This window comes from Haloarcula sebkhae (genome assembly GCF_014647415.1).
Lineage (GTDB): Archaea > Halobacteriota > Halobacteria > Halobacteriales > Haloarculaceae > Haloarcula > Haloarcula sebkhae.
On the sequence record NZ_BMPD01000007.1, the window covers coordinates 87245 to 113832 of the forward strand.

A 26588-nucleotide genomic window follows, 5' to 3' on the forward strand; every position below is an offset into this window, starting at 1 on the left:
GCAGCGCCGTTCTGATAGATGCTGAACAAAACGCGCCTCGGACTGTCTTAGCGCTTTTCGATACTGACCGATTCCCTTGCTTCAGCGCGGGAACTGTATTTTAAATCATATCTTACGCAAGTCTTCATCATTGGCCGCTTAGATTGTTGGTGACCACATCGAGACTCCGATCGGGAGTGAGCCGCTGGTGTTCGGAGAGATTTAGAACGACCGCTTGGCCATCGACGCGAAAGCCGACGTATTCGACGGGGTCATCGTGACGGTTAGCAAGCGCTTCGGCCTGGGCTGTGTTCGACGTAGGGCGTCGTGCGTTCCCGTTCATCGGTTCGTCGCGGGAGTGGTAACCCCCGCACCCCTCTCGGGGGCTCAATAAACAGCTCCGGGAACGCCATCACCGCCCCTACTGGCTGGCTGCGGGGAACTCGAAGCCGCCGGTGTCGGTGGCCGAGTCCTCCGAGTTGGTAGGCTCTGATCGAACTTCTTGGCGAGCATCCTCCAGTGCCTCGCGGCGGTCGTCGACGCTCTGGTGAATATTGATGTCGTGCTTCTCACAGAGCGCTCGCTCGACCGCGAAGGTCATCTCGTCGAGATCGACCGCCGTGATATCGACGTCTTCCGGTGACGGCGTCTCATCAGCGACGTCGATGTCTTGCGACCAGGTATCGGCCGAAATGTCGCTGGACGGGAGTCGCCACTCCTCACCCTCGAGCTCTTTACGCAGGTATTCTGCGAACTCCTTGTAGTGGTCGAGTGCGATGTTCTTCGTCGACGAATCGGCCAGTAGTGCGATGGCGAGCTGATCGACACGGGCCTCGTCGGCCTCTGGACCCCAGTCGAATCCACCAGGAGCACGGCGCAGGACGTGGAGGTGCTTGTCTAGGAGGTCACCGTCGGGCGTGTACACCAGCTGACCACCCATACAGCGCTCGCCGCGGTAGGCTCGGCCGCCGGTCATCGGAACTCACCCTGCCGGTGATCGCGGCCTCGTGGGCGGGTCGGTGGCTGCCGGGGTCGGGAATCCGACGGCCGACGGGCAGTATCTGGACTGCGTCCCGTCATCCGATCGCTTGCGTTCGCGGCCCCGGTTGCTCGGGGGCCGACGTACACCGGTTTCCGAGCTTGACTTCGCTCCGTGACGACCTCCCGATGGAGCATCGTACAGAGTTCCATAATGCTCTGGGCGAGGTCGACCGCCGCCGCTCGCGACCTGAGGTCGTGTTGGCTGAAGAGGATCGTCCCGTCGGCCCGGTCGACCCGGACCAGCCACTTTGAAGTCTGCTGGACGTGGCAGAGAACGGAGTCCGAAAACTCGTAGGCGAACACGAAGTGTTCGTCGTCTGTTTGGCGATGCAACCACCAGTGGTCGGGGGCAATTTCGCTGTCGTTTGCAGAACTCATCGCTGACCCGGGACGGTGATGACGTCCCGCACCCCTCGCGGGACGTGAAACAACAACTGCGGTCGCCGCACCCGCTTTCGTCGCCGAGGTCGGCAACGTATTTGGTTCTAGCAAGATACAGTCCAATTATATTCGGATGGCTGTACTGGACGACCTCTCGGGGTTCGAGTTCGAGGACCTGATGGAGGACGTGTTCCGGAACCTCGGCTACGAGAACGTCCGGCAGGCCGAGCGGACAGCTGATGAGGGCCGGGACGTCCTGATGGAGGAAGTCGTCGACGGAACACGGCGGGCGATCATCGTCGAGTGCAAGCACACGGGAACCGTTGGTCGCCCGGTCGTCCAGAAGCTCCATTCGGCGATCGCGACGTTCGACTTCGACGGCCCGAAACGCGGGATGGTCGTCACGACCGGCCGATTCACGAACCCTGCCCAGGAGTACGCACAGCGCCTGCAGCAGAACGACGATCCGCATCCAATCGAGTTGCTCGACGGCGAGGACCTCCGGGAGATCGCCGACGAAATCGGCCTCGACCTCTACAACGGGCGCATCGAGATTCTCTGTGACGAGACGCTCCGCCCGTACGACCCGGCCGCCGATGTCGACGCCCCCGTCCAGGAAGCGTTCCGCGACATCGAGAACATCGACGTCGCGGACCTCCCGACCCCACACTCGCAGGTAACGTTCCGGCCGACCGTCGCGATCACCGCCGACACCAACGCCGTTTTCGAGACGTCCGTCGGCGTCATCCACCGGATCAACGACCGCACACAATTCGTCGTCCACGCTGAGCGTGGCCATCCGACGGTGGCCGACGACGATGTCGCGACGCTGGTCACCGAGAACTTCCACGCGACAGTCGATCTTGATGCCGACCGGTTCGGGGAGGTCTTCGACGCCGTCGAGGAGCGCCGCTTCGGCCAGACCCAGACGGAGTACAAGGAGTGGGCCGTCGATCGCCTTCAGGACTACCACACGTCGACGGTAACCTACACCGGCGACAACAACGTCACCTACAACAAGACGTGTGAGCCGAATCTTTCGGACATCTCGGTGCAGTCGATTGAGCCGGTGTATCTCCCTGAGGTTCGGCAGACGACCGAGCTCCAGGAGTATTCGTATCCATACGAATACTATACTGCTGGCCCTTCGCGGGTCAGGCTGGAGGACGGGATTCATCGGTGCGTCCACTGCGAGACGAGCGGCGTCGACGAGACCTACACCTATTGTCCGAACTGCGGGGCGATCGCCTGCGACAGCCACATCAAGACCGAACGACTCGAAGGCGAACCGGTCTGTACCGGCTGTGCAGTGACCGAACGGTTTGCGCTGAAGACGAAGTACTTCTACAACCAGGAGAATCTCGAGGCGTTCCGCGAGGAGTACGCCGAGATGCCGCTCCACGAGAAGGCGATGGAGAACAAGTGGCTAGCCGGGGGTAGCGCGATCACCACGCTGTTACTCCTCATCGGGCTGCTCGTCATCGGCGGCATCATCTGAGCGCGCTCGGTGTTCAGGCTGGCTCAGCCACCAGTTCTTCGAGTGCGTCCTCCAGCGGGCCGTTGAACTGCCAGCTGGCCCGCTCGAAGGCCTCGTCGGTCGGGCCATCCCAGCGCGGGAAGGCGGAATGACCGCTCACCTTGACCGTCCACTCGGCCGGCTCGTCGAACGGGTTCCGCGTCGGGAGCTCGACAACGTAGAGGTACTCCTCGTCACCGTGGATGCCGTCAGCTGGATTCTCGACGCCGTGGCCCAGCAGGAACAGTGGCTGGTCCAGATGCTCCATGTTTGTCGGATCGAGGAGGTCAGAGGGGTGGTCGGCGTGGATACTTTGATCACGCCTTTCATCGACGTAAAGGGTCATCGTCGAGAGCGTGTCGAGAAACAGGAACTGGGCAGCGGCGTACGCAGGCCCGCGCTCTGTTCGTGTCTCGTCGAGCAGCTGTTTGAGTTGGTCAAGGTCACGGAGGACGCTGTCGGGATAGCCGTCTGAGTGTCGGTAGATTTGTGCGATGCGGTCGGTTTTGGGCTGTTCATCTGCGGTCTCGCTCCGTTGGATGAATCGGAGTTGACTTCGTGTCGACATCGATAACCGCCGACGCGTGTGCGCCGGCACCCATCGCCGGCGCAGAAACAACACTATCCATAGAACAAGAGCTAATTCTTTTACTGTAGACCGATCTCCGATTCCTCGGTAAGCCCTTTTGCACGCCAATATCCAACAGCCAGATAACCAATGACTGGGGACTTCCTACAAATTCAGCAAGACAGCTCACTCAACTGTAGCCAAAAACTGGATGAAATAAAAGGTCTCATACAGAACATCGGACATCCACCACCTGGAAGTCTATACTACGTGTCCGATATATTTGAGGCCTGCGTCAATCAGAATCACACAAAATGCTTGGAAACCGCCTACCTGATCTCAAAAGAAAGTACTGTAGCGGCCTCATCGGACCTCGGACGCGGACTTGAAGCAATCGGAATCCACGATATCAATGCTGTCAACCAATTCATCGACAAGAAAATCCAAGGCCAATACCTCAGGAAAGCACACTACCTGGCAGCCTTAATCCCTCACTTCTACAGAGGCCAAGAAAATGAGATGGCCCATCAGATGTCGAACTGGTACAACACCTGCAGCTACTTCTTTTTCCGAACCCTCGAAAACACGCTGAAATGCTTCCTTGAGGAAAGTTCAGGCCACGGTGCTACGGACTTCTCCTCAGAGATACAGCCAATCAAAGACGAACTTGAGGATATAGCACAGTTGGAAGGTCTTGAACCAGACAACGCCTACCAGGACAAGAACTACGAAGTCGTCAAAGTCTCCATCCTGCTGAACGATCTTGAATGGAGTACGAAGAACACCGTTGACTGGAGCACGATACAATCCAATCTATCTCAGTACACCCACCTGGCGGCTCTCCTAAGCCTCAACAACAATCCGATACCCGACCTCCAGCAGCACAACACTCATCCACTGACCAAACTACTCAGACTCGATTACACCGACGAACTCGCCTACTACGACCACTGTATCGAACTGATCACACCGGGAAACGGCCAAAACAGCGATCCAACCGCCCGTCTCCGAAATGAACTCCTGACCCGGAAAAGCTTCGACAGTACAATTGCAGAGATAGAGGTCTTCAACGCTCTCAGAAGAGAACTCGGAGTTAACGCCATAGAAATCGAACAGCAAGCACCGAACGGTGGTGTCCCGGACGCCAAGATCACGACAGGCGGAGAAACCATATGGGTCGAAGTCACTCTTCCGCAGCCACAGCCCTCATACGAAGTCGCACGACGCTACTCTGCCTCGATGAATCCAGAGGAAAGCGATGCAAGAGCAAACGTCACGAAAAAGCTCCGCAGCCAGATCCGGGATGTAAAAAATGCAACCGGTGACCTGACAATGCTTGTAATCAAGAACGAGGAGTCACGGGTTGATGACGAGATCGTCGGAGATTATATCGAAGGCTACACCGGAATCGGAATACCACAAGATGACAATGATGCCGATCCAATCATCTTGACAGCGGACTCAGGCCTTCAATACGACAACGTACCCGACCACCTAGATATCCTCGTCAACTATAACACCCTCAAGAATCTCAGCGACCCACCCTACATCGAAGGACAGGTCGCCAACCTGACCGATGTCGATCAAGGAATCATTGACCAATTAGCCGACGCCTTCAACGCAGAAGAACTTACACCCCCTTGAACACATAGACAAAATCGATATTCACCGAGGGCACTACGCCAGATGCGACACCTCTGAAGGTTCCTCCACGTTGTCGAACTCACCTCGTCCAACCGGCTCCCAATCCTCACCCGGCTTCGGACTCCACCAGTCGACCTCGTAGGCGCCCGGTGCACCTATGATCTTCACGCGCGCTGACCCATCAGGCAGGTCGCGGCGCAGTTTTTCATCAACGTGGAGGTTCCAGGTCGTGTCGGTATCGAAGCAGGCGAGCACGGCCTCCTCGTAGCCGCGTGTTTCTCGGGATTCTTGGAGTTCGACCTGGGTGTTGCAGTTCTTGCAGAACACCCCCTCGAAGGGGATGTGAGTGAAGACTTCCTGCCCGCAGACGGGGCACCAGAGGAACTCAAACAGTGCCTCACTGTGTCGGTCAAGTTCTTCGAGAGTCATTGGTTGACTACCCCGGCCGTCCCGGGCCACCACCTCGTGCCCGGCCGAAAAACAGCACCCAGCGCTCATTTACTCACCGTTCGGCGCCGTAGACGATGCATGAGGGGGCTTCGTACCCACAGTTAGGACAGTCGTACCACCGCTGGACTTTCGCCCCGTCTGCTGCCTTCTCGCCGATGAGGACGTCGTCGTTCGTACACTCCGGACAGCTGAGGTCCGGTGTGGGACGCTCCCGGAGCTCTTCACGGAATGACTTCGCGTCTTTCGTCTCGTACCCCTGCGACCAGACCGGGTAGCCGTCGACGAGGATTGCTCCACGCCATTTGTACCGATACGAATCCGGCGCTTGATACAGGACAGCTCGCGCAGCGGTCTCGGTGTTCCGATACGCGAGCGTAGGCGAGCGGCTCTCACGTCGCCAGTTGGTGATGCGGGGCATCGTTCAGAAGTGGACGTCAGCTGGCACGATCCAGAGCTCCTCACTCTCCTCGAGGAGTCGGTCCAGCTGTCCACGGTGGCGAATGCCGGTTCCGTGTTCGGTGTACAGGAAGATCGTCTGGCCGTCGTACGCACCGACCTGGTGGAAAGCGTGCCGGGCGAGGGCCTCGTCGCGCATGATTTCCTCGTCGGAGAGTTCGTCGATGGCCTCTTTCACCCGCTCGAGGTTGCGCTCGAACTCCTCCTTCGTCGCCTCCCAGCCACGCTCGAGGAGATCCTGGCCGTCGTCGGAGTCGACCGGGGCTGCAGTCGGCAACTCTCCCCATCGCGCCTTCCCCGCAACGGACGTGTCCTCCTCGTCGAACGTGACGTAGTAGTCGAAGACGGCGCCGGCGTGTGGGTCCGCGCCGACCAAGCGGTCGAACACCGACTTTCCGGTGGCCAGCGCGTCGTCGTGCGTCGATGCCTCTACCAGTGCGTAAATCACCATGTGCATCTCGAACACCTCGAAACGCCGACGCACCGGGTGTCGTTGCTCGCTCCAGCTGCGCCGGCACCCATCGCCGGCGCAGAAACAACCTCTCCCGCTCTGTTGAAATCCTCAGCAGGTGAAACGTCTTGACCCGGTTGTGATCAATAAAAATAGTGTATCTAACGGCTGTTCCTGTTGGAGAGGTAATCAACCTATTTTTGTAATTCAGGAGAAATTTATGAATATGGCCTCCGACCCTCTCCTCAGTACTGAGACAAAGATAACGCTGGTATTCATGTTTTTTGGCCTCACAGCGTGGTACTTGGCAACAGAGTACGCTAATAGCGATGTGTTAGAGCTTGCGGCGTTATTCGGAATTGGTATTGTGCTTCCAACGTTGCTAAACGAACGACGTCGGCACTCACGGATGGAGTGACAGACTCACGCTCTGTATTCCGCATCGCTCCAAGAAATCAAACGAGCACGTAGTAATCACACAGTAGATTCGCTGTAGAAATATACCACTCTGCTGTTATATCTAACACTCAGAGTGTCTTGTCGCGGTTGTACGTGAAACTGACGATACAGTGAATTGTCAAATGGGTTAAGTCGTCACCCTCCGCAGTGGCTTACGGTCTGCTCCGGTCTACGGTCATCACACCGACGAGCCGTCCCGACCAGTAGACCGCCCCACCGACTACCTCGCGGTCGTGGTAGTTAGCGCGTATCGATGATAGATTTGCTCGGCTCCTCGTTACGTAAAATAGAATACGAATTACATAACTCGGGTAGAATAAATAGGAGCACGATACATTCCTGTGATTATGGAACAATCAACTACCCAATGGGTACTGGCAATTCTATGGTTAGTCCTTCTACTCGGAGTTCTATATGCGCTGGCCGCAGACACCGACTTACTTTTCCAAGTCATTGCCGCGATTGCGGTTGCTCTTGGTACTACCATGTCAGCATTACGGCTTCGGCGTCAACGCAGGGCGCAAAAATGAACAATACGCATCTGTACTGAAGAGGCGTTACCACTGAATAAAGAAAACCGTATTGGCAACTACTGATAAATGATCATTCCATCGCCATTAGGAACTAGATATCAGCATAGAAAATGACTACCTGATTGATGTAGTATACTTATGCAATCATAACGGTACTTCCCTCAACTGCATCAGCGATCCACTGTGGGTGCATTGGTAATATTTGACTCGGGAGTCGGTCTGTGTCGAAGAATCCGACCTCAAGTGCCTCATCGTGATCTGCTTCAAGCGTGCCGCCGTCGATGCTACATGAAAAACAGTTCGTCACGAAATGGACCGTCTCCCCAGACGGATACGAGAATACCTGCTGGTGCGGGTGGGAGTACACCCCCGTTAGTCGGTCTGCTGTAATTTGAAGACCTGTCTCTTCCTGTACCTCTCGCGAAATTGCCTCCTCAACCGGTTCGCCTCGTTCAACTGTCCCCGTCGGGAGTGCCCATTGTTCTCTGTCGGCCCGCTTCACCAGTAATACCTCTCCTGACTCGTTCAAGACGACCGCACCTACCCCAGGTCGGATATCCTCTGGCCACGAGTACTGGGGATTATCCCAGGGAGTCACTGTCTGTGAGAACAACTCCGCAAGTGATCGAATCACGGCATCGGGATGAGTGAAATCTCGGGCCGAGGCTGCGACAGGTGCTTCATTTGCGACCAGAATTCCAGTGAGACCCGCACGGTGTGCGCCGAGGATATCCGTTGCTGGATTATCACCGATGACGACCGCATCCTGATCGAGGGAGATTCCTTCGAGAGCTACCTCAAACATCAGGGGCTCTGGTTTGCCGACGACAGTAGGCGAGGTTCCTGTCGCTGTTTCGACCGCGCGAACGATGGCTCCCGCACCAGGCGCGGGACCGTCAGGGGTCGGAAATGAACCGTCCGGATTCGTCCCGATGAATTGTGCCCCTTGATCGATGTGTCTCGTTGCCCGTCTGATGTCTGCATACGTTGTCTGTTCATCAGCCCCAACAACGACTGCATTCGGAGATTCATTTGTGACGGTGATTCCCTGCTGACGGAGCTCTGTCCGTAGCCCTTCACTTCCTACCGCCGCTGCCGTGGCGACCCCTTCACGACGAAGGTGAGCTGAAGCCGCCCAAGCTGCTGTTACTATCTCTTCTTCATCTGCCCTAATTCCGAGTTCACGAAGACGTGATGCGACTGCTTCCCGCGTCGGTCGTGGATCGTTCGTGAGAAACCGGATTTGCTTTTTCTGTTCGTAGAGCCGATTTACACCGTCAACAGCATGCGGGAGCGCTTCATCCCCAAGATAGATTACGCCATCGAGGTCGAATAGAAACGTTTCGAACCGGTCAGCGATCATAACAACCACGTAGTGGTATCACTTATTTATATTTGACTCTGCGGTTCTAAATACGACGTTTGGGGTGGCTGCCAGTAACGCTCCAGCACCTAACATAAAAACGAGCGCGAGCACGGCAAGCATCAGGAGTGGGCCACTCATGTCCGCCACCACGCCACCGATGGCTCGGAAGGTGATTGCAGATACCCCGCCTCCCAGTGAGACAGCACTCAGAATCGTCGCTCGTCGGCGGTCAGGCGTTCGTTCATTGACAACACTGTACTGAAAAGTTTGGCTGACCTTCCAGATTGCCTCCATTCCAATGAAGGACGGGACAGCGAGAGCTGGCACCACCGGTAGCAGTATGAAGCTCCCAGCCAGCAAAAATGGGGCCACGAGAAACCACCCACGGCGTCCAATAGTGCGCTCAATCCTGCCGGTAGTAGCGCTTGCCCCGGCAGCGACAATATTGAAACTCGCATACAGTCCTCCGACCGCGGCAACGGGAAGCCCAACCTGACTACCAGCAACGATCGGCTGGATGAACGTCTTCGCGACCTCAACGAGACCAAAGAGCAGAATCGTGTATCCAACGAAACTTCGCACCCCCGGCTGATCAAATAGGTGCTTCAAATCTCTCCGTGTTGTCAACAGGTGCCACGACTCCGACTGTGACCGGCTTGACTCGTCTGAGACCGCCGGAAATGAAAAGACGATGACCGCATTAACTGCTAACAACCCTGCAGTGAGTATGAATGGAGCAATAATTAGTCTACTGTAGAGGACGCCACCGATGACGGCCGTTACCGCAGTGGCAGCTAATTTGAGTGCTTGGCCTCGACCGCGGACGTGGGTGTAGGTGTCCGACGCACCGAACTGCGTGAGTGCATCATAGAGCCACGCATCGGCTGTCCCGGACCGAAACGTGGTTCCAACTGCCCAGGTCGCAAGCGCGAACGCGAGTGGCACCAGCGTCTGAGCAAAAGCAAGTCCGCCGATACCCACTGCCGTCACAACCGCGGCCAAAAGTAGACTTTGTCGCCGACCCAAGCGGTCGCCGATATATCCGGTTGGAATCTCAGCGAGAACGAGAGCTGCCCAATATAAGGCTCCAAGAAATCCTATGTCGGTGTATGAAAGACCCCGGGCTTGGAGCAATAGAACCCAGACTGGAGCGATGAGTCCCTGAGTTCCGGTGAGGGAGTACAGATAATAGCGCCGCCTGAGCTTGCCTACCATGATTTGTGCGTTTACACTTGGGCAGTTATTGGCGTCGAGATTCAGATATAAATTGTCGGTCTGACTGAACAGTACAGATTTGAATCGATACTTCGGAACCAGTTATTGAGGGACTCGTTGAAACGACTGTCCAAAGAAAGACACGTTCATGCCCACTCTCATGGCAAAATTCCATTGCCCGTTCTAGTAGTCTCCGGCCGAGTCCATTACCGTGGAGTGCCGGGTCAAGAATGAAATACCGGAGCTGTAACCCCTCCTCGCCAGCGTTACGACTGTCGATAATGATGCCACCTCTTACGGTCTGGTTCTCATCAACGACGGTCCAGAGTCCATCATCGTCTGGGTCGTATCGACCAACAAATTCAGCGATACCCTCTGCTGTTTCGACCTCAAATTGCGGACCAAGTTCCCAGAGCTCCCTGTAGTACGTCGTATGTAGCTCAGTCAGCGGGGAATGACACCCGGTAAGTAACCCTCCTGAATATCCAATCCTGACATCCACTCACAGATACAGCTGAACTGTATAAATATCGACCCCCTGCTCCAGCAGGGAGTTGAACCACTAAAACAGGCCAGATGAGCTGTAGCCACAGAAAACGGTTCGTTGAGAGTTTCCGACCGTTTCGATATTGAGTAATACGGCTGCCTACCTACGTGGACAGGCAGAGTGTGTCCAAAATCCACAGTTTGAGTGTAAACAGTATTCGATTAATGTAGAGCCTGCCATTGTCGGGACTTATTTAGTCAGAAGTGAACGTCTGCGGGGACGATCCAGAGTGCCTGACTATCTTGGTTCTCCTCAAGGATTCGATCGAGCTGGCCACGATGTCGAATTCCCTGTGCGTGCTGGTCGTACATCGAGACGGACGGCCCCTCGTAGGCGCCAACCTGGTGGAAGGCGTGCCGGGCGAGGTCTTCGTCGCGCATAATCGCCTCGTCACTGAGCTCGTCGAGCGCCTCTTTACCCGGTTGAGGTTCCGCTGGAACTCCTCTTTCGTGGCGCTCCAGGCCCGGTCGAGGAGTTCACCACCCTTCTCTGAGTTAATATCCGCCGCCGTCGGCAGATCTCCCCAGCGGGCCTTCCCGGCCACCATCGTCTCGTCTTCGTCGAACGTGACATAGTAGTCAAACACGGCGCAGCCGTGGGGTTTGCTCCGACGAGCCGGTCGAAGACTGCTTTCCCCTCGACTAGGGCGTCGTGCTGTGTCGGTGCTTCAACCAGTGCGTAGATGACCATATGCATCTGTTTCACCTCGGATCGCCGACTCACCGGGCACGGCTTGGCGCTGTCTGCTCGGTGCGCCGGCACCCATCGCCGGCGCTCAAAAACCAGCTTCGTGAGATCACGTTCAGGGATCGGCTGTCCGCTCGACGGTGATCGTCAGACTCCCCGACTCGTAGTCGGCCTCGAAGTCGACGGTGTATGCGTCCGAGTCGTATGCGGCGTGGTAGGCACGGTGTAGTTCGAGCGATCCGGTCGCCTTGAAGTGGAAGAACGCAGCTGAGGTGTAGGATTTGCTCTGGGTTTCGATCTTCGACCCGACGGATGCGGGGGAGGTTTATACTTCCTTAGTGCATCAAGAGATATATCCGAAGGTGCTCTTCGTCCGCCGTAGAGCTAGTAAATCAGCGAAATCGAACTACCGGGTGGAATATAATAATCCTCAACTATATTGTTGTCAAGTGAATAGTCAAAACCGATGAGCGAGGACAGCCGTCAGTTGGGCGAGAAACTCTTTTCCTCCATAGAAATCATCCGGGGGACAGTCTCACCGGTGAAGTATAAGGAATATCTCATTCCGCTCATATATTACAAACGAGTTTCTGATGAATCAGCACGAATAGACGCCAACCCAAACGAAGGTGAATCGGAAACGAAGGCTTCAAAACTGGTTCCGTATGTCGAACAGCGATACCGTTGGAGGGTGATTTGTGAGCCATCTGACGACCTAAGTCAGCGCCTGAGTGAAGCTCTCGCCGAGATTCCAGTGCATGATGCGGTAAAGCCGGTAACTGCTAACACAGATTTCGAGATTTTACAAGAGGACGATGTTCTGCAGAAGTTGGTCGAGCGCCTTGATAAGATTCAGCTCGACTTTGGGTCTGCACCGCCAGAAGAGTTCGGCCCGATATTCGATAATCTTCTGACTCGTATGTACCAAATAGAAGGGAGGGGTGGGGGTGGTTTCATTACTCCACGAAGGATCGTTCAGTTGGCAGTTCAGTTAACCGATAAATTAGCTGAAGGTACCTCCGTACACGATCCAACAGTTGGATCTGGTGGATTTCTTGTTCAAGCAGCAGAACAACTTGGGGATGATACGGGACTGCACCACCTTGAGAAACAAGTCACTGGTCAGGACATCAATCCGGTTGTTGCTGGAATCGCTCGTATTAACTTGGAAATGCACGGCGTAGATGGCGATATCGCCGTTGGAGATTCTCTATCTGCCCCTCAATTCACCACCGATAGTGAACTTGAGCGGTTTGATGTGGTCCTATCTGACTTTCCCATATCTTCCGATTGGAAGAAGTCGGAACTGGAGGATAACCCGTACGGTCGGTTCCCGGAAATGAAATTGCCACGGGGGGACCGGGCAGACTATGCGTTTATCCTCCACGCCCTTGCGTGTCTGAAGAACATTCAACAGGACGAGAGGGGAGGGGAGGCAGCGCTGATTGTCCCGGAAGGGATATTCTTCAGACAATCCGAGAAGAGATACCGAAAACACCTCGTCGAGAACGATTATATCGAACAGATAGTCCACCTTCCTGAAGATCTACAGCAGCATCATTCTCTCGAGACGGCTATCCTCAAGCTAAACACGGACAAGCCTGCCGAACGCGAAGGAGAGATACGTTTCGTGGACGCACGGGGAGAGGATTTCTACGAGAACAAGAACGACACAACGAGACTCACTCTACGCGGAGTTAACGAGGCAATCGCAGCTGCGAACGATTGGGACAACAACAGCGAAATCGCACGTACTGTCCCCCGCGATCGAATCAGGGCTACGGACTTCTCACTGAATCTTGCAGAGTACCTGCCAGCGTCCGATGATCCGGCAAGGTACCGCTTCATACAGCGGGCTAGAAGCCAATCAAAGGGAGAAGGAAAAAGCGAGAATATCGAATCCGAAGACCCCTCGTTCGCTCAGCGTCTTTCAGACTTGATCACCGCGAGCGATAATGCGGTGTACGTATTAGGAAAATACGGCGGGGCTACCGAAGCTGAACTTCTTGATGTACGTAACGAACTCAGGGACAAAGGATACGAGGCGTACATCGACCGAGATTTGGAAGACTTCCCTACTCAAGACCTCTCTGGGAGTGTAACAACAACTATGCGGTTGGCGAAGTTCTGCGTAATGGTAGATCGAGAGGCATCCGGACATCTGAACGAGTACCAGTTAGCTCAGTTGAATCGGACTGTTCTCGCCCGACTCACCCCCGAAGACGGTGGATCCAGTCGGATGATTGGTACCGCGGAGATGATAGACGTCAATTATATCGAGGAGTTCGAATTCGAAGTCCGACCACAGGAGCGGCTTTCCGAGGCAGTCGACTGGGCGGAGGAGATGGTCTCCAAGCGACGACAAAAATATACTGAGATGTACGATTGGCGAGAGCGTTGACCATTACAATATAGGATTAATACATTTCTCATATCCCGGACGGGGGACCCGAACTCAACGGAAACAGTTATTTTCTCACAGAGTAAGCTCAATAAGACAGTGCATCGCGGCACTTTCGCCGGTCAACGTTGTAGGTCAGCTCAGTATAGATGAAAAAGGATGGCTGTTCGTCCTCGTCAACCGACTGTTGCATCTCTGTCGGTCGTTGACGACGGACTACTCTCATACCGTACACTCGCTCACCATTTTCGGTGTGCGAAGGGTCGTGCTGCCGCGCCTTTCGCAACAGCCCCGTGAACTGTCTCGAGACCGAGCCTCGAGTCTTCCCGTGGATTAGTCAGATACTCCCGCGACACCATCGGTCTGATATCCTCGAGCGGTGTCGTGGGTCACGGCCGGGGCGTCCACGGCCCCCGATGCCTGCCGTCGCACCGTCCGCACAGTGGGAAGGCTGTTGAGAGCAGGCACAGTCCACTCCTGATGCTTTTTGATGCCTTTCACGGCGATATTCACGCTTGCACTCCGATCGGCGTGGTCTTGATGCGAACATGCCTGGCACTTGAACCGCTTCTTGTGACGGTTCGCTCGTTCCGTATGGCCACACATCGGACAGCATTGACTCGTGTATTCGGGATTGATCCAAGCCGTCGGAATCCCTGCGAATGCTGCCTTGTACGACGTATAGAACTGGAGTGCGCGAAATGGGAGCTGGTGCAAGCGTCGATTCATCTGGGTACCGTAGTCGAGACCGTCGCGCATCTCTTTGAGGTCTTCAAAGACGATGCACGGTCTCTCGAACTGCTGGCACCACTCGACGATGTGCCGAGACACCTTGTGGAGTCTATCCCGAACGAACCGCTCTTCACGACCTTCGAGCGTGTCGTGTACGCTCAACTTTCCGGCGTCTCGGACGCGCTTTCGGATCGTGAAGTACCGGTGGCGCTCGAACTTGATGTCTGGAAATTCGAGAACGACTGTATCCTCGACACCGCCCTCCGAGAGTGCGGTCAGCGCCACATTGTCCTCGTTGACATCCACGCCAACGACAGTCTGTGAATCTTCCTTGTCTCGAACGGTTCCCTCGGTGTTGGTAACGTTGACGTGCAGCTCGGCGTTGCCGTTTCGGAATAGGGCTTCCGCCGTTCCAATCTTCCATTCGTGACTTGTGAGTGCTGTTTTGAGAATATCGAGGTGGGCGTCAGCCCCTTTGAGGATGCCTTTGACGTGTTTGTACGGCTTCGCGCTGACCCTGAACGCGACAGTGCCGCCGCCGGTGAGCGACAGATTGTACCCTTCCTCGTAGTTCGCCCGGAGGGGGAAGGCGCCGTCTTTCGTGTGGCTCGGCTGACCGACGTCATCATACTCGTAGTAGCTCTCCATCGCGTTGAGCGCCTTGGCAACAATACACTGAGTCGTGTTCTTGACGAGGTCGGCGTCGTCAGCAACGCGGCTGGTAATGTCGTCCCAGTCCACGTCTTGTTTCGCGAGCCGGATGGCTTCGTTGTACACTGACCGTGCTTCAAGACAGGCGCCGTACAGCAGCCCCTCGTTGTCACTTTGGATGTTCAGCTGGAAATCCAGTGTCTTGACAAGAGACTGTGTGTTGGTCATTCGTCGTTTGTAACGTCGCTCAGGACTCGGCGTGGACAGCTGCCTCCTCTTGGCGTTCCGGATGACTGAGCAGACTCACGTTCTGGAGGTGCGTCCTTGCTGTCTCGATTCGCTCTCGATCTGCCTCGTCGAGTCCGGCCGCCTCGAGGCGATCGAGCTTGGTGAGCGCGCGATGCATCCGGTATCCTGGTGTATTGCGTGGATCCATTCGAAGCGCCTCGCCGATTCACGGCGCAGAAAAACCTCTCTCCTCGTAGAGCACTGCGGCACTGCAACTGAGTGTTAACCAACATTAGTGTATTTTCGTACCGCTGTGTTGGTTAAGGTGGGAACTGTCCCGATCTGCTGGGCCCGTAGCGAGCCGCGCCACACACCTGACACTCCCAGATCGGTTGGCCCTTCCACGTCTCATCCGGGACCGACTCGTTGGTCTTGAACCGATGGTCGGTCGCCCGTCCACAGGTTTGACAGTCGAGTTCCTGCGTCGTCGGTACCGACGACACTTGGCGATCAGCCGCAGCCTCGCCAGTGGATTCGGTCAGCGCCATCGCTGGAACCAGCCACACCGCGTCGTCAGCGTCGTCGAGGAACTCAGTGAGCCGCGACGCGTCGCGGATGCCCTTCCCCCGCTGGTCGTAGAGGCGCGTCGACGGCTGCTGCTGGTGTGCCGTGGCTCCCTGCCCGTGCCACCCAGTCCGGTCACGGGCGGCTCTGAGAATCCGCCCTCCCTCCTCTGACGACACCTGTACCGCCTCGGGGAGTGAGGGCCATTGCTCGGCCAGCTGGCGCGCCGGCGCCTCGTCGAGGTCGTAGATGAGCGTGGAGGCGTCGACGGCCGGCTCCGCGTCGTTGGCAGAGAGGAGGCTCGCTGCGGCGCCGCCCATCGCCACGGCTCCGTAGAACGTCCCAGACTCGACCAGGAAATGGACCACGCCACGGAGCGTCTGCTCGGAACGCGCAGCCCCCGATTCTGTCGTGGCGTCGAGTCCGTGTTCGTGACAGAATCGGCATTTTCGCTGTGAAGCCGGGATTGATGCGCCACAGGAGACACAGGTCTGGTCTGTGTCGATTGGTCCGTCCGGATACCCACCCGAATGCGAGGCTTCGCGCTGACGGGTTGGCTGGCCGTCTGCTGGCTGATCCAGCTCCGGATCCGGCACGAGAGCACCTTCTCCGACTGGTTGGAAGGCGTCTCGGTCTGAGTTGCGGTTAGACATCGATTCGCTCCGCGTTTCCCCCGGTTTGGTATTTAAACTCAAGGATTAGCAAACGCGGGGACGGATTCGGCGACGACGGGATAACTCTGCTAGCCTGAGACGGAGTCAGTCTCTGACCTCAGCAACCGCTCAACCGACCTCGCGAACGTGCTCGCTACGCTCGATATCGAGCTCTGCAGATAGAGGATCGCAGTCTCTTCGAGGTCCATACCGCTTGAGAAACTCTTCGTCTGTATGCGGGTACTCCTCTACCGGAGATGTCTCAGATCGCTTGGAGTTCGTCCCGCCGGCTTCGGAGCGTCACGACTGACACCTCCGCTGTCGAAGCAACGGTGGATTGGGTGATCAACGCACCCTGCTCCTGAGCGGCCAGATAGACGCAAGCGGCCGCGACGCCCGATGGCTGACAGCCGTTCGTGAGGGTTGCCCCCTCGGCGCGTTCTGCGAGTTCGTTCGCGCGTCGGCGAATGTCGTGGTCTAACCCCAGCTCCGAGATCAGTCGCGGAATGAACGACGTCGGGCGCATTGGTGGTGTCGGCAGCTCCAACTCGCGATTCAGTGTTCGGTAGGCGTTGGTGACACGCGTGGACTCGACTCGGGCGGCGTCGACGACATCCTCGAGGAGGAGCGGGTGTTGGTTACATCGACAGGCACCGTAGATGCTCGCTGCGCCGATTGCTTCGATGGATCTGCCACGAAGCAGATCCTCATCCTGAGCGCTCCGAAAGAGCTGGCAGCCTTGGTCACGAATCGACTTGGAGAGCTCGAGCGCACTCGCCAGCCGACGGACCTCGCCCAATCCGTGTGCGAGATTCCGTTCCGCTTTGGATCGCCAGCGACCACGAGTCTGCTCACGTCGCATCCGGGCGAGCCGCCGGCGCTTCTGCCCTGAGAGCTCGTTCCCGTGTGCATCGGTTCCGTGGCCGATCTCCGTTGAGAGGCCTCGATCGTGCCGGGCCGCAGTTAGCGGTGCGCCTGTTCGCTCGCGCTCCTCCTCATCGTATGCTCGCCACTCGGGCCCGTGATCGACACGTTGTTCATCGATCACGAGTCCACAGTCCTCGCAGACCGTTTCCTTGACGTTCGTAGTGACGTGTCCGTCACACTCGGGACACTGGTTCGCGCTCGAGTCCGTTTGGACGTCTTCGTCAAAGCCAGTTTCGTAGATGTCTCTGGTTGCCATCCTTCTCACCGGTCCGAGGAGGCGCCACTACGGCGACCCCTCACCCATCTATGGGTCAAAAAACACAGCCTAGCTTGTACGCGGAACTAACCGAAGAGTGTCCACACCTCGTTGATTTATACTGAAAAATAATCCGCCGGAAAGAGATGAAAACACCCCGAATCGATGTATTTCACAACTAGAGCAATCAGATATATCATTTATCATTTAAATCGGTTACCTTGTCAATGAGGGCCTTGAGAGGGAGCAGTCCGCCATTCTGGAAATCAAGGGTTTCGAATTGAATCAGTAGTTCGCCTTCTTCGTTTGTGCGGTGGGCGTAGTGGTGCTGTATGTTGCTGAGTTCGTCCAAGTGCCGGAGAAAGGTGAAGTTCTCTAAGACGATATGGATTTTATCGACATCTACGCCATTCTTGTCGTATTTGTTTATGGTGCGGTCTATTTTGTTGGTGGGATTCTGGCCACCGCTGAACAGGGTCTCAATCTCGTACGCTTCCTGCTGTTGCCCAGAAAAGAACACGTCAGGGATTACACCCTCACGTTCGGTTTCCGTCTCGATCCATCGTTCGAGGTCTTGTAACTCGTCGATGTCCTCTCCGCTTTCGCGGAGTTGCTGGACGAGATACCGGACGATGTAGACCTTGATGTTGTAATGGAGGGGAGATTCTCCGCTGTCTGCATCATCCTGTTCCTTGCCTTGGATATGGCCCCGGTTCTCCGTCGTGAATCGCTTGAACAACCCACGTTCTTCTGTTTTGATGTCGTCCAGATAGTCCTCGAACTCTGTCGGGGCGTAGCGGTTGAAGAGGTCGTCAAAAACGCCCGGCCCGGTCGGCCGCTCGATAGCTGGCTCGTCAATTTTGATATCTCCCGATACGAGATCGAGGTTGCCCCAACACAGTTCAGCCATCTGTTGCTCAACTTCGAAGCCTGGTTGGCGTGGGGAGACCTCTACCACGTTCAACGGCGGATGCGGACTCTCAAGTTTGATTCCGTCTAAAGTGTCGCGGTACTCGTCGACGACGTCGGGGTCGGTGGCTTTGAAAACAATGAAGCCGAACTTGCCGAGCGTTGCTTCCAGCTTTTCGCGCAGCTTCGCCTCATCGATTCGCCGCTCGCGGTCATCAAGGTCGATGAAAATGACTTTCTTTTCGGCGTCAAGCCATTTCTCGATCTCACGTTTATTGATCTCGTCAAGCTCATTGATCGGTTGGAACTCTGGATGCCCACCGTTGGCTTCGCGGTGGATACGGCGGCACAGTGTGAGATAACTTCCGACATAGCTGTTATCTACTGCTTCGTTGAAGAGCACAATCGTTGTTCCATCCGCGGTGGTCGCCGCACCGTCACCCCCGTAGATGATGTCCTGGAAGGTTGGAACTTCCTCCCCTGCACCACTAGTGTGACTGCCATGTCCTGAAGCAGCTGTACTCCCTGCCGTGGATGTCTCTGCTTCACTGGCAGTACTTTCCTCCGTCTCGTCGTCCTGCTCCTTGATTTCTCCAATATCGGTCCCGTCAGATTCTCCCGATATGAGTCGTTCGAGCCGGCGACGAATCATCTCGTCTAACGTTTCGTCAAGAACGGGCACAAAACGCACCCGTGGAGTAGACACTCGACGATACAGTGGCACAGAGAGGGTTTGCTGCCGTCGTTTCGGCGGTTTCCGGATCTCTGTATCAAACGACGACGGTTGGAACTGGACTGTCGACGCGGATCCTAGCTGCACCAAGGGAATCTGCCACTCCTTGCCCGCTGCTGCGATATCAGGAACTCTGGTCACTATATCAACCGATGTCGTCTCAATGCTAATGTCGCGGAGCGGTAGTTCCGGTACGGTGCCATCACGGCTTGTTTCTTCAATATTTGAGATCGTAGTGACAGGATTGACCGATTCCGCCCCAGTCATATCTTCTAGTGGAACGTCGGGCACGGTGAGATCTCCCGGGGTGTAGTCTACGGGTTCACCTATGCCGCTTACCGAGTCTTCACCGGCAGATTTGTCACCGCTCTGGTCCGGTGACCGTGGCTGTGTTTTCTGCTCTTCGTCTTGTTGGTCATCCCGGCGTCGGCGTCGCTCTTCCTCCGTGTCGTGGTGTTGGGAGTCGGCTTGTTCGTGGTCCTCAGGCATGGTAGACGCGCACCCCGGTTGTCGGCGTATTCCTGGCTTGGTGCCCCACCGTTTCAAAGGTGTATGCGCCCAAGAAGACTCCTGGCATCACCTCGTCCAGGTATCGTAGGAGCGACACGGGCTCGTCGAACTCCTGCCGTCGATGCACCACGGAACTCGTGTTGACTGCTGTGATCACTTCCTGCGCTGTTATGGTTCCATCCTCTACAATGAACGCTTTTGTCAAGTCTATGTCCTGCCGATAGCGGGAATCATTCGTGCTGCTGGCCGAGCGTGTCGGAACCCGATCTGGATGTGCGCACTCCGGGAGGTAGTCGGGATAAGTCCAGTTTTCGGCCGTGAGCTCTGCTTCCACCTGTCGAGTGAAATCCTCCTGTGGATTGGGGACCTTTGCGAAGAACGGTGAGAGTGTTGAGCGGGTTGTTTCATCACTAAATGTGGTCCAGACTGCCTGATTGAGGCGGGATAACCGGTCAAGGACATCGTCCTCTGTGCGTCCCCAGATCGTGTAGGCGGCGTCCTGTTCATCGTCCGCGAGCTTCGGGACGAACCGCTTCTGAAGCCCGAGTGAGCCGGCCACGTCGTGTATCTCCCCTTGGAGCGGCGGGTATGCTTTGGTAAGATAGCGTGCTGTGACGGCCTGTGTCGTGTGCGCAAAAAACGTGAACGGACAGGTATTCGCGGTCAACTGCAGCACTCCGCTCAACAATCGCTGGATAACGTCAGCCACTGATTCCGGTTCGTCAAGTACGGTTTCGACACGGTTGTCTACGACTGGCGGTGCTTCGTCGAGTTGCTGCAGTATGGCGGTCAGTTGCTCGTCCACAGTCTGAACGAAGGAACTGAGTTCTGTTTCCGTCGTTGTGACGGCAACGTAGTCGTCGCCGGTGAGTCCTTCCCGTTCGGCGTTCACCCACCGATTTGGATCGTTCAGTACGACACCGAGGTACCGTTTGGTGAGCTCCGCCAGGCTCCCGTCTGGGATGTCCCCCTCTTTGGTTAGTCCGCCGAGGAAGAACGGCCGGATCCGCGGTTCCTCGTCGACGGCATCGCTTAAGGTTGTCTCGGCCGGTTCAGGCGGTGTTAACCGATTACGTAGCTGGATCAGGGTTCGGGCAGGTTCTGCGACAGGCCGGACTTCTTCATTGGCGAATGCTGTCCAGTTCGCTTGGTCGGCGACCTGTTGACCAATGGCTTCGTAGCTCATAGCTGGAATCAATCTCCGATTGATTTGATTTTCAGATAGTCATTAGACACGTACGTGATCTTGTTCAATCCCAAGAAGAGAAGCGGGGCGACCTGGTCAAGCAGGTCCATGATGCTGTCTTGGCTGTCTTCCACGTCAGACCGGTCGGTTGCAGCTGAGAGCCCGTCGAAGTAAATACTGAATTGACGTCCAATCCACTGTTTCGGGACGTTCGCGATCCTGTTAGCCACGCGGTCCTCGTAGTCCTCCTTGAGATTAGAGACATTGTTGAAATAGGTTGAGAGGGCGTCGCGGAACGTCTGGGTTGAGTAGTCGCTGAAATAACTCCAGATGAGTTCGTTGGTCTTGGCGATCGATCCGCCAAACGACCGTCCTTGGTTGTTCGGATTGTATTCGGGGAAGCACAGGATTTCGTAGCTGTCGTAGATCTCGGTGTCTGGCTTGATCGGGTTCGGCCAATCCAACGCTGTCAAGCCGAACTGGTCTCGTACCAACGGCTGCGTATCGTCGAACTCCGGATATGCTTCTTGAAGGAACCGACGCGGCGTCTGATTCAATGACCACAGATAGAACGTCGGATACGAATGATTCACCACGAACTCCAGTACACCTTGATACAGGCGTTCAACGATGTTGCGAACCTCGTCAGGCGATGTAAGCAGAGCGTCGAAGTCAACCTCTGGTTCCTGCCAACCCTGATACAAGGTCTGTGACGACAGGGCCCGCGTCAACTGATCGTGGACCTCATCGGCGAACTCAATGAACTGAGAGTCCTCCACTTCGACCGTGACCTCTGTCTGCACCTCAACGCCTTCCGACAATAGCCACGACTGCAGATCACTTACCTGAGCACTGAAGAACGCTTTGTAGAACTTCGCGACACTGTTCCGCCGATAGACTTCATCCCCTCTCGGATCGATACCACCGAGAAACACCTGCTGTTCACCTTCAGATAGCGTCTCCAACCGACGGCCGTTGAACTCGTGTTGCAACTGCCTGTGATACTCCTTCAGCTGCCACGCTGCCTCCCACAACGGGACAACCATCTCCCGGATGTACTCCTCCCAAACCTCCTGCTCCGTGTAGTCGACAAAATCATCGACCTGAGCATAGGACCGAGTCCCACTCATTAGCTGATTAAAAATGTATATCGTGTTCTCATAAAAAGCCAATCTCCCCTCCTAATCCGATAACATCAGGATTCCTCAACCGTGATGCTGACTCCGATGTCGTCTGCGACATTGACGGTGAGCCGGTGTTCGATCTGCATCCGGACGCATTGGAGAAGGTCACGTATTTCGTCGTCAGATAACTTCTCATACTTCTTGTCTCCCGTAACCTCACGGATGAGGTCACGATCGGCAGCAGTAATCTCGATATCAACGGGAGCGTCCGATTCACTTCGTTCAGTGAATTCGGGTTGGGTCGTTGGTTCCGTCAAGAGAAGCATGTCGGGTTCCATCTCCGGTTCGCTGTAAACAGGAACCGTGGGTTGATCGTCTGCGTACTGGAATCCGCCGATACAGTGGTCGAATTCAGCATAGTCCGGATCGAACGCGTTGCTATTATGGATGGCACGCCGTGGCCGATATTGTCCAACAATTAGTGCAACCGGATTTTTTGCGGGACAGAGTTTGGCGACCCGATCCGGTACTGCATCATGTGACGACACAGTCTCTGCTGCAAGATACGAATCGCACTCGTCCAGAATGCGATCGATGATCGCGGTAACGTGGGAGGCGATATCGGCATCAAGATGCTGCACGTAGTCTTCGCGCTGGTCTTCAATGAAGGGGTGCTTCGGATACCATCGTCGGTAGCCCGATGGCGGAATCGCATCAGGATCATCGAGTTCGTCTTGGGTCCACCAGTCGAGATCGATCAACGCTTGGCGAAGGGTGAAGCTCTCGACAAACTGAGAGACGTAGCTGTCTTTGTAGTTTTCGACCTTTTCCGGATCAAGGTCTGCTTCGATGATCCGGTCTTCCTCGCGTCGTTCTAAGACCTCTTGTATCTGTGTATCCAAGCTGCGAAGCAATTCTTTGCGCTCCTTAAACTGGTCAAGTTGCTCGTCTGCGACCGGGAGCCGCTTGAACACGTCTTCGTCAAGTTCGTCTAACGTTTCCTGGAATCCGGGGTAGGCCTGCTTGGTTACATCGATTTCGGTCAAGGGGTTGTCATCGGGATCGATGTCATCGTCAGGGTAGTCGTCGGGATCCAAGAGTAGGAGACAGAGCACACAGTAGAACTCTTTGAGCCATGTATGGGTGGCTGGAAGACTCGTCTGGACGCCTTCAAAGACATCCGAATCCTCGGATTCCCATTTGAGCAAGCTCACGATCTGGGGATTTTGACGGAGTCGGAAGTAGATTTCAGAGAGCTTGGTGATCGAGGTCAGACCATCACTGATCGATTCTTCGAACATATCGGCGAAGGCTTCCTCGGGTAACTCACCCTGTTTGAATGCGAGGAAGGCACGTGCAGCCGCGATGAACTGCATATGTTCAAATTCTTCTTGGAAAAGGTCGATGACCTGTTCCTTCTCCTTAGCACCATCTAACCGGGTTTGCAGCCGATCGCGTTCCTCGTCATCTTCCGTGTTTTCAATTTGGTATTGGAGTTCGTAGGTCGTAGGTGAGTTCCGCCTTGGATCCGCTAAGATAAACTCGTCCTCGCCCAGCGACCAGACATTATTGAAGCTCTTCGCATCACCAAGGTCGATGGAATGACGGAACACGTCTTCTAGCACTTGGTACCAGCTTTGGATGTTCGCGGCAACTTCGTTGACTTCATCTTCCGTCTCAGCTCTGCCAAGTTCAGCTGTCAACCGGGTCTGAAGGTTTTCGATCGAGACGAGGAATCCGTGTACGAGGTCATCTGTATTGCTCCTCGTCTGCGACGCCAAGATCTTGTAGTAGTTCGTGTAGAGTCCGAGGAATTTGTCGAACAGGGCTTTGTCTCCCTGGATATGGTACCGCAGACAGATATGGAACGTCTGTGCTCGTATTGTGTTAATCAGTTCTGCATTTCCTGTATCGGCTGCTGCATCGAAGATGTGATAGAATTCTCGATGGATGCGGTCGATGAGATCGGTTGAGGTGCTTGAGGAAGCGATCGGGGAACGCGTGACGTACTGCAGAATGTCGGTGTAGAACTCCATGTGGCGGCGTAACCCCGAGGAATTCAGGTTGTCTATCGCTTGCTTGCAGGAATCATTGATGTAATCCAGATTACGGTCGATCTGGTCCACACCTGTATCGAAGGGATGTGAGTCACTGCAGGTTATGGCCTGTCCAAGCATCTCACCAACGCGGCGAGGAACATCGATAGTTGCGCCGTTACGGGTGTTGGCCGATAGCACCGGTGCCCCAGCGACTAACTTCTGTCCCAGTTCTACGTTGAGCAAGAGCTGGATATCTTCGGGGTCAGTACCTTCGTCAAGTGAGGCTTCTATCTCGTTGAACGTCTGTGCCAGCGTCGATAGGTCCACATCTGCGATGTGACCGACGGTGTCGATCTCATCAGCGGTGTAGAGATCAGTTCGCTGGCTTACCGAATGGGAGTCGCTCTGTAACCTGGCATAGTCGGGAAGTGTTTCTCTGAGAATATTGTTTGCAATGCGTTGATGGGTATCTGTATCCACTTTTCGATCGATACCTCGCTCAATTTCCTGTTGCATGAACTCATCTTTTGGGTCGTGGAAGATGAGCCGTGCAACCCGGTAGTAGACATAGCCGATGCTGGTGATGGTTCCGACGAAGAGGAGGAAGATCACGTCAGTCGCAAAGGCAGTGGTCGTCTCCTGGGAGAGCTGAAAGTAGGCATATGCCATGATACCGCCGGTGAACAGGGAGAAGTAGATGACTGGCATAGCGCGTGCAGCTGCTAAGAAGTCCTGCATAACGCCTTCTTGGTACTGGCTTCGGTAGATCTGGTCCAGAAGGAAGATGAGGACGATGAAGCTGAGGCTGGTGATCGTGAGTTGGGCTTGCCATGTGGTCTGCAGCTTGTTGAAGCTGCCAGCGGTCAAGGGCGCGAGGATGTGTGCAAGAGAGGCTGCGATAAGGAGTCCGGCGGGGATGACCCAGAGGAAGCTCCAGTGAGTGAGCCAAGATTTTCGTTCCGGAAGAAGCTCCTTGAGTAACCACCGCCACCCTTTCTGTTGTTGACGTCGGGAGAGCGTCTTCATACGAAGCGAATTCCACGGAAAACGCAGCCAGGGAGCACGGTCAATTACTGCTCGCAACAGTGGCCAAATTACAAAATAGACAAGAAGTCCGGCTGCAGCCAGCAGAACTACAACAGCACCGACATCGGAAAGAGGTGGAAATGACAGATCAAACATCAAGAGTTCAACTACCATCTGCTTATGCGAGGTACATAAATTATCAGGCGCGGGTGGGATACTCACTTTTTATTAGATTCAATAGAAAGGTGCTATGATTACCTCGCTTAGAGAGGATGGACGACAGTTCACCGCGTATCGAGTCGGAGCGGGGACGCTCGTTCCCAAAGGTGGTGGTGTTCGGCACAGACTGTCACGAGGTTCTCCAACCGATTTGCCCGTTCAAAATCGACCTCGTTTTCATCCACCCCGAAGGCGCTCAGCGGGCGGATGTGATGTACATGAAGTCCTCTCTTGAACGCCTCCCGGTGATCTTCCTGGGTCCACTCACAGCCTGGTGTTTGACAGGTGTAATCGTCGCGTTCCAGTGCTTTCTGTCGCTGCTCGTCCCAGTTGTCCCCGTACTCGCGCCACTCGTGGCCTGGTTGCTCCTTCCAGTTGTGATGGTCCGGTCCTACAGGTCGGCCGACTGGTTCGTAGCCGGCGGCGCGTACAGCTGCCTGCCAGCCATTCCACCGTCTGATGTAGGGTTTGTGCGAGAACTCGCCGCGGGCACGCATTTCCTTCGCGGTTGGGACTTTGCCAAGTTCCTCCGTGAGTCGGCGAAGCTCCTCGAGGAGCTCGCTGTTGGGGATCTCGATTCGTTGATGTGGGTCATACCCTGCCGCTCTCAGAGCATCGTTCCAGCTCCCGAATCGGTTCTGTGCGAGTGTTACCGAATACTCGCCCCGTTCCTGCATCTGGGCCGCGGTCGGTGGCTTGCCTAACTCAGTCGCTAGTCGAGTAATCTCATCGAGGATCTGGTCTGGCGGAACGCGATATTCCTGTACTGGTTCAAACCCGGCTTCACGGAGGGCCGCAGTCCACGATCCGAAATGATTCTGGTACGTCCCAGGCGAGTACTCTCCTTGTGTTCTCATTTCCGCTGCTGACGGTGTTCGGTCAAATTTTTCGGCGAGTCGAGTGATCTCCTGTAAGAGTGATTCGTCTGGGAGCCGTTCTGTATAGCCGTCTCGATACCCATCAGCAGGGAACGAGGAGGTATCATCACCGGGCATAGCTGAGGGTGGTGTCGGGAACGCGCCTGCACCCATCTTGGCGCGAAACGACACGCTAATTCGCGCACCAATTCCCCCGAATTCACTGATAAATGTTGGACCCGTACCCACGGTCGTGGCTGCGCGCGCAGCGACCGCAGGG

At 55.6% G+C, this 26588-nt stretch carries 23 protein-coding genes and 2 pseudogenes; 4 read left to right on the forward strand and 21 right to left on the reverse strand.

Annotation, left to right across the window (positions count from 1 at the left end):
- Positions 1 to 127: 127 nt before the first annotated feature.
- The 3 genes from IEY38_RS17565 to IEY38_RS17575 form a co-directional block, all read right to left on the reverse strand.
- A complete protein-coding gene (locus tag IEY38_RS17565; RefSeq protein WP_188979846.1) occupies positions 128 to 322 on the reverse strand; it encodes a hypothetical protein in 195 nt (64 codons plus the stop codon).
- 78 nt (positions 323 to 400) lie between these two features.
- Positions 401 to 955: a DUF6166 domain-containing protein gene (locus IEY38_RS17570; RefSeq protein ID WP_188979848.1), complete on the reverse strand. Its 555-nt coding sequence runs from the start codon at positions 953 to 955 to the stop codon at positions 401 to 403.
- Positions 952 to 1398 (reverse strand): hypothetical protein, encoded by a 447-nt coding sequence (locus tag IEY38_RS17575; protein ID WP_188979850.1) that lies wholly within the window; start codon positions 1396 to 1398, stop codon positions 952 to 954. Before IEY38_RS17575 ends, IEY38_RS17570 begins: the two co-directional genes overlap by 4 nt.
- Positions 1399 to 1534: 136 nt before the next feature.
- On the opposite strand from IEY38_RS17575, the gene IEY38_RS17580 reads away from it, so the two are divergent.
- Complete coding sequence (locus tag IEY38_RS17580; protein ID WP_188979852.1) at positions 1535 to 2899, forward strand: restriction endonuclease; 1365 nt, start codon at positions 1535 to 1537, stop codon at positions 2897 to 2899.
- Between the two features lie 13 nt (positions 2900 to 2912).
- Here the strand turns inward: IEY38_RS17580 and IEY38_RS17585 are convergent, their stop codons facing one another.
- Positions 2913 to 3485: a hypothetical protein gene (locus IEY38_RS17585; protein ID WP_188979854.1), complete on the reverse strand. Its 573-nt coding sequence runs from the start codon at positions 3483 to 3485 to the stop codon at positions 2913 to 2915.
- Between the two features lie 150 nt (positions 3486 to 3635).
- Here IEY38_RS17585 and IEY38_RS17590 point away from each other — a divergent pair, with 150 nt between their 5' ends.
- On the forward strand, positions 3636 to 5129 hold the full coding sequence (locus IEY38_RS17590; RefSeq protein WP_188979856.1) for a hypothetical protein: 1494 nt from the start codon (positions 3636 to 3638) through the stop codon (positions 5127 to 5129).
- Positions 5130 to 5162: 33 nt separating this feature from the next.
- Here the strand turns inward: IEY38_RS17590 and IEY38_RS17595 are convergent, their stop codons facing one another.
- The 3 genes from IEY38_RS17595 to IEY38_RS17605 all read right to left on the reverse strand — a co-directional run bounded on the left by IEY38_RS17595 (position 5163) and on the right by IEY38_RS17605 (position 6492).
- Positions 5163 to 5558: a DUF7567 family protein gene (locus IEY38_RS17595; RefSeq protein WP_188979858.1), complete on the reverse strand. Its 396-nt coding sequence runs from the start codon at positions 5556 to 5558 to the stop codon at positions 5163 to 5165.
- 73 nt (positions 5559 to 5631) lie between these two features.
- Positions 5632 to 5997 (reverse strand): DUF7568 family protein, encoded by a 366-nt coding sequence (locus IEY38_RS17600; protein ID WP_188979860.1) that lies wholly within the window; start codon positions 5995 to 5997, stop codon positions 5632 to 5634.
- Positions 5998 to 6000: 3 nt separating this feature from the next.
- A complete protein-coding gene (locus IEY38_RS17605; RefSeq protein WP_188979931.1) occupies positions 6001 to 6492 on the reverse strand; it encodes a hypothetical protein in 492 nt (163 codons plus the stop codon).
- Between the two features lie 220 nt (positions 6493 to 6712).
- Here IEY38_RS17605 and IEY38_RS17610 point away from each other — a divergent pair, with 220 nt between their 5' ends.
- Positions 6713 to 6904, forward strand: a complete 192-nt coding sequence (locus IEY38_RS17610; protein WP_188979862.1) for a hypothetical protein — start codon at positions 6713 to 6715, stop codon at positions 6902 to 6904.
- 710 nt (positions 6905 to 7614) lie between these two features.
- Here the strand turns inward: IEY38_RS17610 and IEY38_RS17615 are convergent.
- The 5 genes and pseudogenes from IEY38_RS17615 to IEY38_RS21385 all read right to left on the reverse strand — a co-directional run.
- Positions 7615 to 8841 carry an HAD-IIA family hydrolase gene (locus IEY38_RS17615; RefSeq protein ID WP_188979869.1) on the reverse strand — a complete coding sequence of 409 codons (1227 nt, stop codon included), beginning with the start codon at positions 8839 to 8841 and terminating at the stop codon, positions 7615 to 7617.
- Positions 8842 to 8859: 18 nt separating this feature from the next.
- Positions 8860 to 10059, reverse strand: a complete 1200-nt coding sequence (locus IEY38_RS17620; protein WP_229775374.1) for an MFS transporter — start codon at positions 10057 to 10059, stop codon at positions 8860 to 8862.
- A gap of 25 nt (positions 10060 to 10084) precedes the next feature.
- Positions 10085 to 10561 (reverse strand): GNAT family N-acetyltransferase, encoded by a 477-nt coding sequence (locus IEY38_RS21870; RefSeq protein WP_188979871.1) that lies wholly within the window; start codon positions 10559 to 10561, stop codon positions 10085 to 10087.
- 242 nt (positions 10562 to 10803) lie between these two features.
- Positions 10804 to 11302 (reverse strand): annotated as a pseudogene (locus tag IEY38_RS17630) (hypothetical protein).
- Positions 11303 to 11408: 106 nt separating this feature from the next.
- Positions 11409 to 11612: pseudogene (locus tag IEY38_RS21385) on the reverse strand (hypothetical protein); the annotation flags it as partial.
- A 147-nt stretch (positions 11613 to 11759) separates the two neighbouring features.
- Between IEY38_RS21385 and IEY38_RS17635 the strand changes: the two are divergent.
- Positions 11760 to 13694 (forward strand): class I SAM-dependent DNA methyltransferase, encoded by a 1935-nt coding sequence (locus IEY38_RS17635; protein ID WP_188979873.1) that lies wholly within the window; start codon positions 11760 to 11762, stop codon positions 13692 to 13694.
- A 333-nt stretch (positions 13695 to 14027) separates the two neighbouring features.
- On the opposite strand, the gene IEY38_RS17640 is transcribed toward IEY38_RS17635, so the two are convergent.
- The 9 genes from IEY38_RS17640 to IEY38_RS17680 form a co-directional block, all read right to left on the reverse strand.
- Positions 14028 to 15305, reverse strand: a complete 1278-nt coding sequence (locus tag IEY38_RS17640; protein ID WP_188979875.1) for an RNA-guided endonuclease InsQ/TnpB family protein — start codon at positions 15303 to 15305, stop codon at positions 14028 to 14030.
- Positions 15306 to 15324: 19 nt separating this feature from the next.
- Complete coding sequence (locus tag IEY38_RS17645) at positions 15325 to 15513, reverse strand: hypothetical protein (RefSeq protein WP_188979877.1); 189 nt, start codon at positions 15511 to 15513, stop codon at positions 15325 to 15327.
- 112 nt (positions 15514 to 15625) lie between these two features.
- Complete coding sequence (locus tag IEY38_RS17650; protein ID WP_188979878.1) at positions 15626 to 16522, reverse strand: biosurfactant protein 1; 897 nt, start codon at positions 16520 to 16522, stop codon at positions 15626 to 15628.
- Between the two features lie 262 nt (positions 16523 to 16784).
- A complete protein-coding gene (locus tag IEY38_RS17655; RefSeq protein ID WP_188979880.1) occupies positions 16785 to 17705 on the reverse strand; it encodes a transcription initiation factor IIB in 921 nt (306 codons plus the stop codon).
- 196 nt (positions 17706 to 17901) lie between these two features.
- On the reverse strand, positions 17902 to 19836 hold the full coding sequence (locus tag IEY38_RS17660) for a hypothetical protein (protein ID WP_188979882.1): 1935 nt from the start codon (positions 19834 to 19836) through the stop codon (positions 17902 to 17904).
- Positions 19829 to 21043, reverse strand: coding sequence for a hypothetical protein (locus tag IEY38_RS17665; RefSeq protein ID WP_188979884.1), 1215 nt, complete (start codon positions 21041 to 21043; stop codon positions 19829 to 19831). The genes IEY38_RS17660 and IEY38_RS17665 overlap by 8 nt, the downstream gene beginning before the upstream one ends.
- 8 nt (positions 21044 to 21051) lie before the next feature.
- Positions 21052 to 22173: a hypothetical protein gene (locus IEY38_RS17670; protein ID WP_229775375.1), complete on the reverse strand. Its 1122-nt coding sequence runs from the start codon at positions 22171 to 22173 to the stop codon at positions 21052 to 21054.
- Between the two features lie 65 nt (positions 22174 to 22238).
- Positions 22239 to 25406: a hypothetical protein gene (locus IEY38_RS17675; protein ID WP_188979887.1), complete on the reverse strand. Its 3168-nt coding sequence runs from the start codon at positions 25404 to 25406 to the stop codon at positions 22239 to 22241.
- A gap of 110 nt (positions 25407 to 25516) precedes the next feature.
- Positions 25517 to 26482, reverse strand: a complete 966-nt coding sequence (locus tag IEY38_RS17680) for a homing endonuclease associated repeat-containing protein (RefSeq protein WP_326838526.1) — start codon at positions 26480 to 26482, stop codon at positions 25517 to 25519.
- Between the last annotated feature and the right edge of the window lie 106 nt (positions 26483 to 26588).